General features: G+C 48.2%; 16 protein-coding genes (1 of these 16 only partly in view). 11 read left to right on the top strand and 5 right to left on the bottom strand.

Annotation, left to right across the window (positions count from 1 at the left end; genetic code table 11):
* Positions 1-150: 150 nt before the first annotated feature.
* Positions 151-1020 (bottom strand): MlaA family lipoprotein, encoded by an 870-nt coding sequence (locus tag PP769_RS03795; RefSeq protein ID WP_312645371.1) that lies wholly within the window; start codon positions 1018-1020, stop codon positions 151-153.
* 592 nt (positions 1021-1612) lie between these two features.
* Here PP769_RS03795 and PP769_RS03790 point away from each other — a divergent pair.
* Entirely contained in the window at positions 1613-3235 is a 1623-nt protein-coding gene (locus tag PP769_RS03790) for a sigma-70 family RNA polymerase sigma factor (RefSeq protein WP_312645369.1), read from the top strand.
* 80 nt (positions 3236-3315) lie between these two features.
* Here PP769_RS03790 and PP769_RS03785 read toward each other — a convergent pair whose 3' ends face one another.
* The gene (locus PP769_RS03785) at positions 3316-3990 is read right to left on the bottom strand and encodes a pentapeptide repeat-containing protein (protein WP_312645367.1); all 675 of its coding nucleotides are present in this window, start codon (positions 3988-3990) and stop codon (positions 3316-3318) included.
* Positions 3991-4239: 249 nt separating this feature from the next.
* On the opposite strand from PP769_RS03785, the gene PP769_RS03780 reads away from it, so the two are divergent.
* Positions 4240-4794, top strand: a complete 555-nt coding sequence (locus PP769_RS03780; RefSeq protein WP_312645365.1) for a hypothetical protein — start codon at positions 4240-4242, stop codon at positions 4792-4794.
* A gap of 210 nt (positions 4795-5004) precedes the next feature.
* Complete coding sequence (locus PP769_RS03775) at positions 5005-5706, top strand: DUF2628 domain-containing protein (RefSeq protein ID WP_312645362.1); 702 nt, start codon at positions 5005-5007, stop codon at positions 5704-5706.
* Here PP769_RS03775 and PP769_RS03770 read toward each other — a convergent pair.
* Entirely contained in the window at positions 5703-6623 is a 921-nt protein-coding gene (locus PP769_RS03770) for a hypothetical protein (RefSeq protein WP_312645360.1), read from the bottom strand. The genes PP769_RS03775 and PP769_RS03770 overlap by 4 nt on opposite strands.
* Positions 6624-6685: 62 nt before the next feature.
* On the opposite strand from PP769_RS03770, the gene PP769_RS03765 reads away from it, so the two are divergent.
* From PP769_RS03765 to PP769_RS03745, 5 genes are all read left to right on the top strand, one after another.
* Complete coding sequence (locus tag PP769_RS03765; RefSeq protein WP_312645358.1) at positions 6686-7291, top strand: 2,3-bisphosphoglycerate-dependent phosphoglycerate mutase; 606 nt, start codon at positions 6686-6688, stop codon at positions 7289-7291.
* 91 nt (positions 7292-7382) lie between these two features.
* Positions 7383-7772: a hypothetical protein gene (locus PP769_RS03760; protein WP_312645356.1), complete on the top strand. Its 390-nt coding sequence runs from the start codon at positions 7383-7385 to the stop codon at positions 7770-7772.
* A 64-nt stretch (positions 7773-7836) separates the two neighbouring features.
* Entirely contained in the window at positions 7837-8130 is a 294-nt protein-coding gene (locus PP769_RS03755) for a hypothetical protein (protein WP_312645354.1), read from the top strand.
* A 189-nt stretch (positions 8131-8319) separates the two neighbouring features.
* Positions 8320-9240 carry an Mrp/NBP35 family ATP-binding protein gene (locus PP769_RS03750; RefSeq protein ID WP_312645352.1) on the top strand — a complete coding sequence of 307 codons (921 nt, stop codon included), beginning with the start codon at positions 8320-8322 and terminating at the stop codon, positions 9238-9240.
* A gap of 49 nt (positions 9241-9289) precedes the next feature.
* Positions 9290-10063, top strand: coding sequence for a PCP reductase family protein (locus PP769_RS03745; protein WP_312645349.1), 774 nt, complete (start codon positions 9290-9292; stop codon positions 10061-10063).
* A 147-nt stretch (positions 10064-10210) separates the two neighbouring features.
* On the opposite strand, the gene PP769_RS03740 is transcribed toward PP769_RS03745, so the two are convergent.
* The gene (locus tag PP769_RS03740) at positions 10211-10849 is read right to left on the bottom strand and encodes a Maf family protein (protein WP_312645347.1); all 639 of its coding nucleotides are present in this window, start codon (positions 10847-10849) and stop codon (positions 10211-10213) included.
* A complete protein-coding gene (locus tag PP769_RS03735; RefSeq protein ID WP_312645345.1) occupies positions 10850-12007 on the bottom strand; it encodes a tRNA dihydrouridine synthase in 1158 nt (385 codons plus the stop codon). It abuts the gene before it with no gap.
* A 182-nt stretch (positions 12008-12189) separates the two neighbouring features.
* On the opposite strand from PP769_RS03735, the gene PP769_RS03730 reads away from it, so the two are divergent.
* From PP769_RS03730 to PP769_RS03720, 3 genes are all read left to right on the top strand, one after another.
* Positions 12190-13278, top strand: coding sequence for an LOG family protein (locus PP769_RS03730; protein ID WP_312645343.1), 1089 nt, complete (start codon positions 12190-12192; stop codon positions 13276-13278).
* A gap of 76 nt (positions 13279-13354) precedes the next feature.
* Complete coding sequence (locus PP769_RS03725) at positions 13355-14239, top strand: DHHA1 domain-containing protein (protein WP_312645341.1); 885 nt, start codon at positions 13355-13357, stop codon at positions 14237-14239.
* 32 nt (positions 14240-14271) lie between these two features.
* Positions 14272-14713, top strand: the 5' portion of a protein-coding gene (locus PP769_RS03720; protein ID WP_312645339.1) for a rhomboid family intramembrane serine protease. 275 nt of this gene lie beyond the right edge of the window; 442 of the gene's 717 nt are visible here — the first part of the coding sequence; the start codon lies at positions 14272-14274; the stop codon falls past the right edge of the window.

The following is a 14713-nucleotide window of genomic DNA, read 5'->3' as shown; positions in this document are numbered from 1 at the left end:
TGGGTATGATACCCGTTTTTTCCTCTCCTGTCTTGGAGAGAAAAGGTGTCGGGGCAATGGATAGAAGTCAGCGGAGAAAAAGAAAATTCAAGAGTCTATAAACTCTTAAAGTGGTTGCTGCTGCGAGGACAAAGATGATGGGCTAGTAAACTATTCCTGAATGGCCTTCAGCCGTTGCTGTAGATACCCATTTCGGACGGCACCATACAAATCGAGCGTGCCTTCCTCAACGCCTTGAAATTTTTCCAGCGTGAGTGCACGGAGATTCACCGTTTCGCCGGCGACCATTCCAAGCCGCGAAAATGTGACGGTCATATCGTGTTGGACCAACCGCGGAGCGTCAGCAATTTCAATAAAAGGAAGGACTAGCCAATTAAAAGGGTCAAGGAAAGAGTCGCCGATGAATCCAATTCCATCTCGTAAGGTGAAGGGGCCAAGGAGCGGAATCATGAGGAACGGTCCAGGTGGGACGCCATAAGTTCCTAAGGTTTGCCCAAGATCCTCTTGCGGAGTCTCCAACTCGAACATAATTCCAGCCGGATCGAACAATCCCCCGACCCCAAGTGTTGAATTGATAAGGAATCGGCTCAGCTCAATGCCAGCTCCCTGAAACTTTGCTTGAAAAAGGTTGTTCAATAATCTCGGGACAAAGCGAATATTCTGAAACACATTTGAGAAGCTTTGCTGGACATCGGGAGGGATAAAGAAATTGTAAACTTTGGCAACCGGTTTCACCACGTATTTGTCCAACCGGTAATTAAATTCAAAAACGGCAGAATTAACAGGTTCAAATGGATCATAGTCCTTGTTCTGGGAATCGCCAGACTCGTCAAAAGGATCAAAAAATTCGTTATCATCCCCTTCCTCTTCGCCTTCAGCGTTGAGTCCCTCCTCAAATTCAGCGATCTGAATGTCAGGTCCGGTTTCCATTCCATCCTGGGTCTTCGTGGATTTGGACTTTCCCGCACACCCACCAAGTCCTACCGCGAGGCATAGAATTACCCAGATGGACAATCGCATCGTCTCTCCTCTCATGCCAAAGGCTTTTCTTTTAAGATTTATATCGGGCCCGTCCACTTCAATTTGATTGTTGGAACTCAAGATCGAATCAGTAATGTGGAATAACTTCAGCTATTTCCCCGATAAACCGCGCGGACTGTAACAAAATCCCATACCCAAGCCAAGAATCTCTTTCCTCGTCTCAACTTCTTTGAAGACCTGTGAGTGGTGACGAACTTCAGGCATTTTTCGACTTAAAGGGTAAAGACTTGGAGAAGGCTATTGAATGCTTTGTCAGTTTCCTTGCCAAAACATTACAGAAAAAAGCTAGTAAAACGCTGATACTGACCAATCTATTTCATGATGTTTTTCAGAGGTCGTAAACAGCTTCGACGTTTTCAATGAAGCTTTTCATCTATAAGGGATTATGTTCTTCATTTTTGGAAAGGAGTCAGCATTAACGATAATCAATGTGCAGCATTCGACAAAGCTTTTTCAGTGGCACTCCCTTTGCTGATTCATAAGAGGTGACCAATAAGGTTCACGGGGTACCAATGCCTCTTAACCACATGGTCAGATGATCTGAGAACGTTCAATTGAAGGGAGACCAGCTATGAGCCCATCTGTATCGGAGCAGAAACCTTCCTGGAATGGTTCCATTAAACGCGTGAAAAAGCAGGACCGTCGTCCTGTCTTGTCCGGCGGCAGCTCTCCTGAAGTGGACCGTTCGTCAGGAATGAGTGACAAGCAACTTCCCCTATACCTAAAGGAAATAGGGCAAGTGTCATTACTTGACCGGGAGGGCGAAGTTCGTTTGTGCAAGAAAATTGAGGAAGCCCGGCGAAGTATGTTGGAGATTCTATACTCACTCCCTATGACCTTGGACTATCTTCAAGAACAACGTATACGCTTGTTGAATGGCGAAATTCTGGCCAAACATATTGTTCAAAAGGAAAAAGAAGGTGATGTGGAGACTGAATCGGAGGAAGAACCTGACATTCCGGATATTCAAACCGAACAGCAAGAGGATGAAGAATTTCGCCAACGAGTAATTCAGCAGCTGAGCCAACTTTGTCAATGTGTTCAATTCATGATGGACAAGGAAAATGCATCCGGATGTAAGCAAGGCGCTTCGGTCTCCATGCAAGCCCGAAAAAAAATATGGCAAAGTCTTGAAGGAGTGAATTGGCATCCTGGATTTACCAAACAGGTGGAAAGCCGCATACGGGCAACGGAACGCCAACTTACTGAAGTATTGAAACGATTAGGAATATCCTCTCAAGATATTTTAAATGGAGATGAGCGAACACGTAAGGCGGGTCGCAATTATTTACCCGCCACAACCCCTGGAGTGGAGGTAATCTCAGGTTCCCATCGCTCCACCCTGGAGGCTGGAGAACACCTCGTATATTTGGAGCAAGAAGTTTTGCGCCTGTGCTTTTCAGAATTCCTCGCACGGGTTCAGCGCTTAGATCAAGCTAAAATTCGCCTGCACTTCGCCAAGGAAGCGATGTTGGAGGCAAACTTACGCCTGGTGGTTAGTGTTGCCAAGCGTTATGTGAATCGAGGCCTCGATTTACTGGACCTCATACAGGAAGGCAATATCGGCCTGATGCGTGCAGTGGACCGTTTTGAGTATCAACGAGGCTATAAATTTAGCACCTATGCGACGTGGTGGATTCGGCAGGCGGTAACGAGGGCATTGGCCGATCAATCAAGAACTGTGCGGATCCCGGTGCACGTGTGTGATGTGCTGACTCGGGTGCGACGAACGCTGGACCGTTTAGCGGTGCAATTGGGGCGTGAACCGAAGTTGGAGGAGCTCAGCGGCGCGGTGGATATCCCATTGGATAAATTGTCCACGATGTTGGAAGCGACAAAAGGGACTCTGTCACTCGAAACTCCCATGGGCGATGAAGATGGTTCGCCGCTCTCTGATCTCTTGCAAGATCCTACAGCCGTTTCTCCATGCTATTCAGCGGAACGGGTGGATCTCCAGGAAAAAGTGACTTCCTTGTTAAGGACTTTAACGCCTCGGGAGGCACATATTATTCGGCGACGCTTTGGCATTGGAGAGCTTGAAGATGCTACTCTTGAAGAGATCGGTCTTGAATTCTCTGTGACCCGAGAACGCATTCGACAAATTGAGGAACGAGCCTTGGCCAAATTGCGTGAACCCCAACGGAATGTGGTCTTGCGTAATTTTTTTCAACCATCTGGTCCAGTCGTAGATTAGGAGGACTGATACTTTTCGTGAATGTGGGATGTCAAATCAAGGAGGCGACTGATTCCCGAATTGAACAATATGAAAGCCTCTTAAGGGAAAAGAGGATCCCCAGAGGGAGGTGAAGAATCCGTCATTGGAGAATTGAAAAAACCAAGACTACTTTGGAAATTAGCGCCGGTTGTCTGGGCATTGATGAAGGTCGTTCCATTGAGATTGGCCTTCTGAAAATCACTCTCATGCAAGTCAGTGTCGCGAAAATCAGCCCAAGAGCAGTCCGATGAAAAAAAATTCCCCCCCCGAATATGTGCACGAACGAAGGTAGCGCCGCGAAGCGTGGCATGTTGGAAGTCGGTTCCTTGAAGTTCCGCTTGTTGGAAATCCGCCCATATAAGATCGGCTTGTGAAAAATTCGCCCAGGCTAATTGGGCGCCTGTGAAACGGACACTTCGCAGATTCGCTCCTTGAAAATTGGCGCCACGCAGGTTCGCTCCCTCAAAATTCGCCCCAGGGAGGTAGGCTTCTTGAAAATTGGCATTTCGAAGATCCTGGTGTCGGAAATCGGCCTCACGCAGGTCAATTTGAAAAAAATCTTGAGAACTTGGTGGAGTGGAATGGGTAGATTGGGCGTCTTCAGATTGTCCATTTTCCCTGATTCCAGCTTGCAGGGATCGTCTCCAGTTCCTATGCGTGTGGAGAAGAAGTGCCCGGTCCTCTTCAACCTCGTTGAGAGGAGGCTTTAAGGGACTATCTTCAATCGCTGCCATGGAGAAATACCACGAAAAGACAACAGAATAAAAATGCGTTAAAAGGGAACAATGGTCTATAGGGCATGATTAAACCTTAGCGAAAATGACACCAAGGGTCCAGTCCAAAATGAGGGTCTAAAGGCATCAAGAAAACCTAATTATGGTATACATTTACTGCGGCCCTGTGGCCGTGAAACACGAATCAAAGGATAACTCAAAGCTTTTTAATTATGGACATTGCAAGAACGAGACATCTGGTGAAGTGATATGGAATTGATGTTAATTCTCTTATGGATGGTCGTCGTGCTTCTGAGCTATCAATTTTGGGTATTAGGGAAAACACATGGTTCATTTCTCCAGATACTGAAAGAACTTTCTGGTCGTATTCGAGGGCGCTTAGAAGTGGTGGACGTCAGAGAGCTGAAGACCATTCAAGCTAAATTTTTTCGTCTGGAGCAGCAGGTCTATTTTAGGAAGGTTTTAGGGGTCAAAGCCGGGGCATACTTCCAGCAATTTCATAAATGTTTTCATAAAGGAGAACCTTCTGTTGATGGACTTGCATCCTTTGAAGATTCAGTTTTTCACCTGGGCAGAACCGACCCTCGACCCAGGTCGATCATTTGGAAAGGCCTTCGTTTTACGCTTAGCGATTCGATTTGGTTTCAAACGGGAGTAGTTCCGAACGAAGATGTAGAGGATGATCAAGTCCAGTCCATGGTGCAGGGGCCATTTTGTCGGGGGTGTCTGAAGCGATTGGTGGGGAGGATTCCGGCTCAGATTTCATATGTTCCCGCCCAGTGCCACAATTGTGGATTATCCTAGAGAGCATACATGAGGTCGATTATCCAAAAATGTCTCTTCGCGATCTTAATCGTATGATGTATAACATGCTTGATCAAAAAGTGAGAGTGAGTCGAAATGTTCATTGCTAAGCCTTAATGATGGGTGAAAAGGATTCAGATGCTGTCGAGTGATTTTCTGCTACCAGGCAGAACTTGTGCGGGTGTAGTTGGGATGCTATAAACGACCACTATGCGCCCTTGTCCTTCCTGTTTACAAGAAAATCCCGATACAGCGAACTTTTGTTTGCAGTGTGGACAAGCGCTTGGTTCACCTTCCTTAGAAACTGCGGCAGAGGCCAATCCTGAGGGACTCGGGACCAGGATTCCTCCCACTCAATCCCAATTATGGGAAACGTTCATCGGTCCAAGTAAATCCATTCAATTCTCAGTCAAGGCCGGGTGGGTGTGGCGCTCGGCATTTTTGTATTACAAGGAAAAATTTGAAAATATTGAGACCCCTCAAGGTCCACGATTCGTCCTAAGTTGGAACTGGCCTGCCGCGTTGTTTGATTCGTTTCTTTGGTTTTTATATCGCAAAATGTACCTATTTGCGTTGTTATACGCTGTGGCCCCGGCTCTCGCTATATTTATGACTGGGGATGTGATGGTGGGAATTGTATCGAGAATATTGGCAGGAGCCAGCGCGAATTACTTGTATTACTGGCATGTGAAAGACAAGGTACAGAGAATTATGGCAATGCCCAGTCTTGATGATACGAGTCGTGCTCACTTGATTCAGGAAGAGGGTGGAGTGCAACCTTACGTCCTCTGGTTAGGGGTGGTGCTGCATGTATTGATGCTTGGCCTATTGGCTGCGGCTATTGTTCAGGGGCCTCCGGTGCAGGAACCTCTTGGGGGAACGGAAGGACGTCCTTCTCAAAAATTTTTTTAAGTGAGAGAATTGGGATACTTGCTGGCTGGAGGGATCTGGGCTTCGTTTGAGGCGGTCTGCCAATTGAACCACGCTTGAAACCATTCATAATCAGATTGATAGGCGGTGGATTTGGCGTCCCCTTGTTGGCCCTTTTCGGTCAGGAGTGTGTAGGTCCTGGGCCAATTTTTTGTCCACCAGGACTTAAGGGCTTCAGGTGTGGAGGGCTGATCGTCTGACTGAAAAATGTTTGCGGCATCAACAAGCTGGGCGATGAGCTTCCAAGCTCGATCTTTTCCCAAACCCAAATTTCGAAAATGTTCCCGTAATAAAAAGACTACCCACAATTCCGCACTGTGTTTTTTGTTGTGTTTAAATGGTTGTGTTTGACGAAGTGGAATCGGGTCAAAGTTTTTAATGATTGAGGTATAATCGGGGCCCCCATACTCGCCGACCACTTCTGCAATACCCTCTAGCATGTTAGCCAATTCGACCTCAACTTCTGATCGAGGGGAGTCAGGGGGCCTATCAAGCGGACTAGGTGTCGTGAGCATATCGATGACAGGCTTGAGTTCTCTGAGGCGACCAACTGCAGCCTTGAGGATACGTTCCGACTCCAACCAATAGTCGGAATCATTTTTTGCAGTTCGTTCTTGTCCTGCGGGGGGAAGGACCGCGGGAATCCAATGCCTGATGAGGGTAAATAGGATATAGTCAAGATCACCGCCTTCCTGAGCTGCCCGGTCCAACGCGTTTTGCGGCCCAAGACCTTGGCGGAAAAACTGTTCTGTTCGATCTGCGACGCCGTGTCGGCCAGCCAAAGCGGTCCACCAGTGTGCGAATTGTTCCCATTTATGCTCGTCAGAGGCCATATGGTTTCGAAAAAAGGTAAAAAATTCCCGGTTATGGTACGATTCGGTGCGAAGCAATGCAAGCAAGAATAGGTCACCTAACAATGTTGAAGAGGCAACCACGAAAGGGAGCGAGGGAGGAGAACTAGATGGCTCAGTTGGTGTTAATTCGTCATGGTGAATCTCAGTGGAATCTGGAAAACCGTTTTACGGGTTGGGTCGATGTCCCATTAACTCCTAAGGGGGAGCAAGAAGCTCGCGATGCGGGTAAGAAACTGCAGGCGTTTCGATTTGATTGTGCATTTACCTCAGTGTTAGTGCGTGCCAAGGAAACCCTACGATTGGTTCTGGAGGAAATTGGACAGACGACGATTCCCATCGAGGAAAACAAAGCGCTGAATGAGCGGATGTATGGAGAACTGCAGGGGCTTAATAAAACAGAAACGGCACAAAAATATGGCGACCACCAGGTCAAAATTTGGCGGAGGAGCTTTGATGTGCCTCCCCCCGGTGGTGAAAGCTTGAAGGATACTGCCGAACGAGTTCTTCCCTATTATGAAAATCGAATCCGGCCGGCCCTATTGGCAGATAAGACGGTCTTAGTCGTGGCCCATGGCAATAGTTTGCGGTCCTTGGTTATGCAATTAGAGCATTTGTCCAAGGAAGCTGTGCTTGAATTGAATATTCCGACGGGTGCACCATTATGGTATGAATTGGACGCATCAGGGGAGGTAACCGGTCATCGGTATTTGTAAGTGAGCCATAGCGCCTTGCCAATGTCTCTCAAGCGCAATTTTAAAGAATCGTTTCGCAAAGAAAATTGCCTTTTTCCTGCTTGGTTGAACCATGGTGGTCATTTTTCTTTTCTTTATTGCAGGGTTGTGGATGGCCGATGGTGTGGCCTTGTTAGTTGCGCCGGAACGGATGATTGCCACACTGCGACAGTCGCTGATTGTGGCTCCAGGGTTTATAAAATGGGGTGGCGTTGCAGCCTTATTAGGCCTTGTTTTGTTATTCGGAACCAGAGGATTGCCCTACCAACCTCTTTGGATGGTCGTGGGCCTGAGTATGGTCGCAAAGGGCGTTTTCTTGTATGCCGGACCAGATCGCTGGCGGTTGCGGATCGTTAAATGGTGTTTGGAACGGGATGTGGTCGATTATCGCATCTGGGGGCTGGGTTTATGTGCCCTTTCTGTCTTGCTATTAGATGCGTTGGGCTGGGGAAAAGGACTGTAGGGGAGTGAAATGGCGGGGACAATCTGATCCAGCATTGCCAAAAGCACAATGACAATGAGGGTATATGACGGATTTTGACCGTGAGAAATTGTGCGAAACCTGGCAGGTTCATCAATCTACCGGTTGGCCAGACGGGTTGGGAAGTCATGAAGGGCAACTCATGACATTAGATACGGTCATTGGTGGATGTTTGACCTATTACTTTGAGGAGCATCACCTTGATGAACCACGAATTGAAATCTTACGGGATTGCCTTGCTGATCTGGAAAGTATTGTCCCGGAATTATCTGAATCAACCCGTGATTATTTCAGTCGATTGCGATATCTTGGCGTGACCCTTCTTCAAGATTTTTCCTAAACAATTTTCGAACGGATCCTTCTTCCCGGGCATTTTTCGTTGCCCACCGAAATGAGCCTCTTTTTGCGCCATTTAGGATTACTGGAATTCAGGAAGTTGGTTTTTTTGATTGGTTTGACGGTGGAAAAAATGCTGTGGTACCGTGGTTTCTGGTTTCTACCTATTGCCTTTCACAGTTAGGTGCAGACAATGAGTCAACAAAATGACCTGAAAACGATTCTGAATAAACTTCATTATTCTGACGACGCCAAGGTGGTGGAGCAGATTTCAGCCCAGACCAAACTGGTCATGGCCCGTATGAAGGGTATTCGTCGCAAGGTGGTAGTAATGAGCGGTAAAGGCGGGGTGGGGAAAAGTATGACCACCGTGAATCTGGCGTTGGCCTTCGCGCGAATGGGTCAACGGGTCGGATTACTGGATGTGGATATTAATGGGCCCTGTGTTCCTCAAATGCTGGGGATGCGTGGGAAGGGATTATTGGATACCTCGGAAGGGGCGGTGCCGCCGACTGGTCCCTTAAATATCAAAGTCGCGTCGATGGATTTTCTCCTACAAGAAAACGCCCCGGTGCGGTGGAAAGGTCCCATGGACCTCAGCCCGGTTTGGTTGGGCATGACCGAGATGAATGTAATTCGGGAGTTTCTCTCCGACATGGTGTGGGGGGAATTGGACTATTTGCTGGCCGACCTTCCCCCCGGGGCGGCAGCCGACAAGCCACCCCTCTTGGCGGGACTTATTCCTGATTTAGCGGGGGCGGTGGTGGTGACGACCCCATCCGAGGTGGCTTCGAATGTCGTCCAAAAATCCATTGCTTATGCCCAGGAACTGGGTATTGAGATTTTGGGGGTGGTCGAGAATATGAGCCAGTACCGCTGTCCCTCCTGCGGAGAAGAAAGCCCCTTATTTGAGGGGGATACCGATTCCATGTGTGAGGCATTGGGTTTGCCCCTTTTAGGACGTATCCCCTTTGATCGGAATTTTGCCCGCACCTTTGATAAGGGGGAACCGATCCTGGAAGGAGACAATCCCACTTCGGCGAAATATCAGGATATTGCCAAAAAAGTTCATACATTGTTGGATTATCAACATGTTTTAGACGGGAAAGTGTAACGGCTCGAAGCGATCGTTGGCCTTCGCCGACGTTCAGAAGGGAAGCGATATGAAATTTGTCTGTCTCAAATGCGAAACCTATATGACTTTTGAAAAAGTCGAAAAACCGGCTGAAGGCTCTCTTGGGGTCTTTTTTGAATGCCCCTCTTGCCAATCGCGCTTTTCGATGGTGACCAATCCCGGCGAAACCCAGATGGTCTCTTCTTTAGGCGTCCAGTTGGGGGGGAGAACCGAAGCGTCCAAACCCTTGGAAATGACCCGTGGCGGGCTAGAGGACAACGTTTCGGCAGGCATGGGACAGATGGCCGCCTATTTGAATGAAAAAATTCAGAGTGGCCAACCGGCTGCGGTTCCAGCGGCCTCGGGGGCCCCAGCTACTGCCAGTGAACCAGGGACCACTTCGGAAGGCGGAGGATGTCCGTTTTCGGCCATGGTTGCTCAAATGGGTTTGGGCTCAACCGGTACCGCAGGAGCTCAAGCCCCTCAGGCTGTGGACCAATTGCTTTGGACTTCGGATGCTCAGGAAAAACTGGCCAAACTCCCGTCTTTTGTGCAGCCGATGGTCAAAAGCAGCGTAGAGACCTATGCCCGGAAGAACGGTTTTACCACCGTGACCCTTCAGGTGATGGATGATTCAAAGAACGCCTCTACGGAAGGGATCAAGTGGACCCCGGAGGCGCAACAACGGTTGGATAATATTCCCGACTTTATCCGCCCCATGGCGCGACGGGAAATTGAACGCCTGGTCAAAGAACGGGGTCAGTCGGAAATCACGGCCCAGGTGATGGAGGAGGCCAAAGAAAAATTTATGAAGTTTATGTAGTCCAAATTCTCATACGGTTTTATGAAAAAGGCGGGACTCACTGAATCCCGCCTTTTTCTATTTCTCTACCTTCTACCCCCAACAATGGTTGCGGCTTTCCCGACATTTTCTCCTGGTCAATATAGTTTGCGCGGAGACGAAACCTTGCTATGAGAAATCCTTCCAATTCGCATAAGGTTTTGTTCGGTAAATCTTTTCGGCTTTCATGGGAAAGTCAATTCCCGCCTGTTCAAGGAGTTGGGCTGTCTTGCTAAGCGGCAACCCCACCACTGAAGGATAATCCCCTTCGATTTTTTCGATGAGGTGCGCGCCCTCTCCTTGAATAGAATAGGCGCCCGCTTTTCCCAGGCTATCCTGAGTCTTCAGATAGGCCTGCATGTCGGTATTTGAAAAGTTCTTGACCCAGACTTTGACGGTTTCTACATATGTTTCCCTTAGCTCCTTAGCCTTTGCTATCAAAGCCAAACCGGTATGGACGAGATGGCATCGGCCGCGCAAGCCGGTCAGCATGTGGTGGGCATCTTCTAGGTCTGCCGGTTTGCCAAGGATCTGACCATCCAATTCAATAACGGTATCGCTGCCGATGACGAGGCTGTCGGGATAGTGACTCGCCACGGATTTGGCTTTTTCAAGTGCAAGGCGTCGTACATGATTAACGGGTGTTTCCTGGCCAAGAACTTCTTCATTGATTGCAGGCGAAATGATTTCAAAGGAAAGCCCCAAGAGGGTCAGCAGTTCTTTTCGACGAGGCGACGAGGAGGCCAGGATGAGGTGAGGATCGGGCATTTAAGACGTGGTGATGGTGGCCGGTGTTTCCATGGTCTGATTGTCCAGCGCACGATCTTGGTACTGGTTGACCAAATTGATCACATCTGTCGTGGAATGGGTACGAACGAGTTGAGCGCGCATTGCCGCAGCATAGGGAAAGCCCGAACAATACCAGCCTAAGTGTTTGCGCATTCGTACGAAACGATCAGGCCCATGGACTCGTTCAAACAAGGAGGCATGTTGGATCATGATCCTGAATTTTTCTTCCAGGCTTGGAACATGCTGCGGTGAAATACAGAATTGTCCCGTCTGCAACATTTCTCGAATTTGTTGAATCCCCTGAAAGACCCATGGATTGCCGAGTGAGCCACGGCCAATCAACACGCCGTTAACGCCTGATTCCCGAATGCGGGCAGCGGATTCTCCCAGACTGTGAATATCGCCATTGCCCAGGACAAGAATGCCGTGCGGCTGGATTCGGTTTGCGGCTAGGGCGATCGCTTCCCAATCGGATTGTCCCCGGTACATTTGCGATAGCGTGCGGCCGTGGATGGAGATGACCTCTGGGCGTCCCTGAATAAGACAAGCGCTCCATTCTTCGATCATGTTCCGGTCGAAGCCAATGCGGGTTTTGACGGATAAGGGAATGGCTTTGCGAATTGGGGAGTGGTAAAGCTCGCTTTGGAGCTGGCCAATGGCTTCTAATGCTTTGGGCTTCATCCCGATTTGAGTCAGAGGCTGGCCGGCGGTCCAATCCTGAATGCCTTTTCGTGCCATCTCTATCAGTTCCAGCGCCAAATTTGGAGTGCGAATTAATCCGGCGCCACTTCCCGAGGAAGCGACGTTTTTCGAGGGGCACCCCATATTGATATCCAACCCATCAAACCCCAACTCACAGACCACATGGGCCGCTTGGTAAAATAAAGCAGGTTCCTTCCCATAGATTTGGGCAATGACGGGACGTTCCGCTTCCGAGTATCGCAGGCTGTCGAGGGCCTTGAGTCTACCGGAACAGATGTCATGGACGTTGGTGAATTCCGTAAAGACGACATCAGGTTTTCCATGAATTGCCACTATATGGCGGAAAGCCGAATCAGTGACGCCATCCATAGGGGCCAATCCCATAATTGGTTGAGAGAGGGCCCGCCATAGTGTGGATTGAGGGTAGTGATTCATGGGATATGCAGTGAAATCGGGTGCTTGAGTTTCGGGTTTATTTTACCGAAAACGTCTAGGTGTTCCTTTAAATCTTTCACCTTTAATCCTGACACAGCGGATCGACAATTGACAGGAAGCTTCTGGAAAAGCCCAGTTGGCACATAATTTGTTTTTATCGTTGATGAATTTGGGGGTATTACATGTCATTACGTAAAAATATAACCTTGGAAGCGCCGTCTGATACGAAATATTCTACAAAAAAAATTGTGTTGGAGGATGAGATTGTACGCGAAATCAAATCTCTTTGGACAGGACCTCAGACGGATGTGCGAACGGCCCTATTAAAAGAAATGGTCGGCAGTGTCGTCGGGCTTCGTGATTTGGATACGGATGTCCTAGATGTCAAAATCCTTCATCGAGCTTTAAAAGAGCTTCGCCACTCCTTTCGGGTATTTCGGCAATATCGCGAGGTGAAAAAAGTCAGTATTTTTGGTTCAGCCCGGACCCCAGGAGAAGATCCCAACTATAAGCTGGCTTCTCAACTTGGGAAACTCCTCAGTCAACGTGGCTTTATGGTGATCACGGGGGGTGGGCCCGGGATCATGCTGGCCGGGAATGAGGGGGCTGGTCGGGAGAATAGTTTTGGGGTGAATATCATGCTGCCTTTTGAGCAAGCCCCGAATGCGATAATTGCGGATGATAAAAAACTTGTACATCTCAAGTATTTTTTTACGCGAAAATTATTGCTGGTGAAGGAAAGCCACGCCGTCGCCCTTTTCCCTGGAGGATTTGGAACGTTAGATGAGGCATTTGAGGTGTTAACGCTGATTCAAACGGGGAAAACGCACCCCATTCCCGTCGTATGCATTGAATCCCCAGGTGGAGATTACTGGAAACAATTGATGGAGTTTTTTGAACAGCAACTCTTGTCCCGTGGATTTATTAATCGATCCGATTTAGCACTTTTCAAAGTCGTGTATTCTGCAGAGGAAGCGGTTAGGGAAATTCAGCAATTTTTCCGGGTGTATCATTCTCTACGAATTGTGAAAGATTCGATGGTTATTCGTATTCATCAACACCTCTCCCAATCGGAGATGGCCCAGTTGAATCAGAAATTTTCGGACATCTTGACCGATGGGCAGTTTCAGCAAGTCGAGGCGTTGCCAGAGGAGTGGGATGAACCCCACATTTCCCACCTGCCACGTCTGATGTTTCATTTTAATTGGAAGGAGTTGGGTCGTCTTCGGCAATGCATTGATTGGCTCAATGCCCGAATATTAGCCATATAGGCATTTTGGAAAATGCATTGAAGATTTGTCCGGATTTATGAAAGCTGATAAGCTCAGCCCGAGAGGCGAGATAATAATGACAAAAACAATGATAAAATTTGATGAATTGCCCAACCAGAATCCACCTGACGTGGTGTTGTATCACGCCGATTGTATGGATGGATTTGGCGCAGCGTGGGCTCTCTGGAAACGATTTCCGCAAGCTCGCTATGTTGCGGTTAAGCATGGGAATCCGCCTCCGGATGGATTGCAAAACCAACACGTGGTGATGGTTGACTTTAGCTATCACCGCGAAACCATATTGGAGCTGGCAGATCAAGTGGCCAGTCTTTATATTTTAGATCATCATATTACCGCCCAGGATTCTCTAAAGGATTTGCCTTTTGCATATTTCGATATGAACCGAAGTGGCGCTGTTCTGGCATGGGAATGGGTCCACATGGAACCGGTTCCCTGGCTCCTTCACTATGTGCAGGATAAGGATTTGTGGCATTGGCAACTTCCCGGTAGTCGTGAAATTAGTGCGGCGCTGGCGTCATACCCTTTTGGATTTGAACGTTGGGAATCCCTTCAATTTGAAACATTAAAGGTTGAAGGGACAGGTATTTTACGATCCGAAAAGGCATTGGTCGAAAAGATGGCAAACGAATTCATCATGGTGTCGTTCGCGGGACATATGGTTCCTGCTGTTCATTCAGCCGTTTTAACCAGCCAAATAGGGGAGCATCTTTCTGAGAAGCATCCATTTTGTCTCATTTGGCATCAAAAAGATGGCCGCCGGTATTTTTCCCTTCGGTCAAAAGCCGGAGGGATTTCCGTGGCTGAAATTGCAGCAAAATATGGTGGAGGAGGACATACCCATGCTGCCGGGTTCTCTATCTCTTTAGACGGGGATTCTCAGAATTTTCCTAATCCCGTTTTCGGACTACCAGACTTTTCTCCCGCCTCTTCTCGGATCTGATTATTTAAAGAGAATCTTCTTGAGGTGCGTCCATGATTCCACTTCGGGATGACAATCCTACTGAAATTACACCTGTGGTGACGGTGGCGTTAATTGTCTCCTGCTGTATGGTGTTCCTGTATGAGATCTCTCTCTCAATGCCAAGCAGTGAAGCATTTGTTTATATGTTCGGGGCAATTCCCGCTGTCGTATTGGGGCATGCCCAGTTACCACCAGAGCTGGTGATCCTACCGGCCTATGGAACACTTTTCTCAAGTATGTTTCTCCATGGGGGCTGGATGCATTTAATAGGGAATATGCTTTATCTGTGGATTTTTGGAAATAATATCGAAGATGTGATGGGCCATGCGAAGTTTGTTTTATTCTATTTAATTTGTGGGGTATTGGCTGCCTTCAGCCATGCGTTAGTTGATCCCGAATCAACGATACCCATGGTTGGTGCTAGCGGGGCGATTTCAGGTATTTTAGGGGCTT

This window comes from Candidatus Nitrospira allomarina (assembly GCF_032050975.1).
Lineage (GTDB): Bacteria > Nitrospirota > Nitrospiria > Nitrospirales > UBA8639 > Nitrospira_E > Nitrospira_E allomarina.
This window is presented reverse-complemented; position numbering and strand designations above follow the sequence as displayed.

Coding starts and splice junctions, on each gene's coding strand:
- PP769_RS03795 (WP_312645371.1), bottom strand. CDS start 1,020: ATGCGATTGTCCATCTGGGTAATTCTATGCCTCGCGGTAGGACTTGGT.
- PP769_RS03790 (WP_312645369.1), top strand. CDS start 1,613: ATGAGCCCATCTGTATCGGAGCAGAAACCTTCCTGGAATGGTTCCATT.
- PP769_RS03785 (WP_312645367.1), bottom strand. CDS start 3,990: ATGGCAGCGATTGAAGATAGTCCCTTAAAGCCTCCTCTCAACGAGGTT.
- PP769_RS03780 (WP_312645365.1), top strand. CDS start 4,240: ATGGAATTGATGTTAATTCTCTTATGGATGGTCGTCGTGCTTCTGAGC.
- PP769_RS03775 (WP_312645362.1), top strand. CDS start 5,005: ATGCGCCCTTGTCCTTCCTGTTTACAAGAAAATCCCGATACAGCGAAC.
- PP769_RS03765 (WP_312645358.1), top strand. CDS start 6,686: ATGGCTCAGTTGGTGTTAATTCGTCATGGTGAATCTCAGTGGAATCTG.
- PP769_RS03760 (WP_312645356.1), top strand. CDS start 7,383: ATGGTGGTCATTTTTCTTTTCTTTATTGCAGGGTTGTGGATGGCCGAT.
- PP769_RS03755 (WP_312645354.1), top strand. CDS start 7,837: ATGACGGATTTTGACCGTGAGAAATTGTGCGAAACCTGGCAGGTTCAT.
- PP769_RS03750 (WP_312645352.1), top strand. CDS start 8,320: ATGAGTCAACAAAATGACCTGAAAACGATTCTGAATAAACTTCATTAT.
- PP769_RS03745 (WP_312645349.1), top strand. CDS start 9,290: ATGAAATTTGTCTGTCTCAAATGCGAAACCTATATGACTTTTGAAAAA.
- PP769_RS03740 (WP_312645347.1), bottom strand. CDS start 10,849: ATGCCCGATCCTCACCTCATCCTGGCCTCCTCGTCGCCTCGTCGAAAA.
- PP769_RS03735 (WP_312645345.1), bottom strand. CDS start 12,007: ATGAATCACTACCCTCAATCCACACTATGGCGGGCCCTCTCTCAACCA.
- PP769_RS03730 (WP_312645343.1), top strand. CDS start 12,190: ATGTCATTACGTAAAAATATAACCTTGGAAGCGCCGTCTGATACGAAA.
- PP769_RS03725 (WP_312645341.1), top strand. CDS start 13,355: ATGACAAAAACAATGATAAAATTTGATGAATTGCCCAACCAGAATCCA.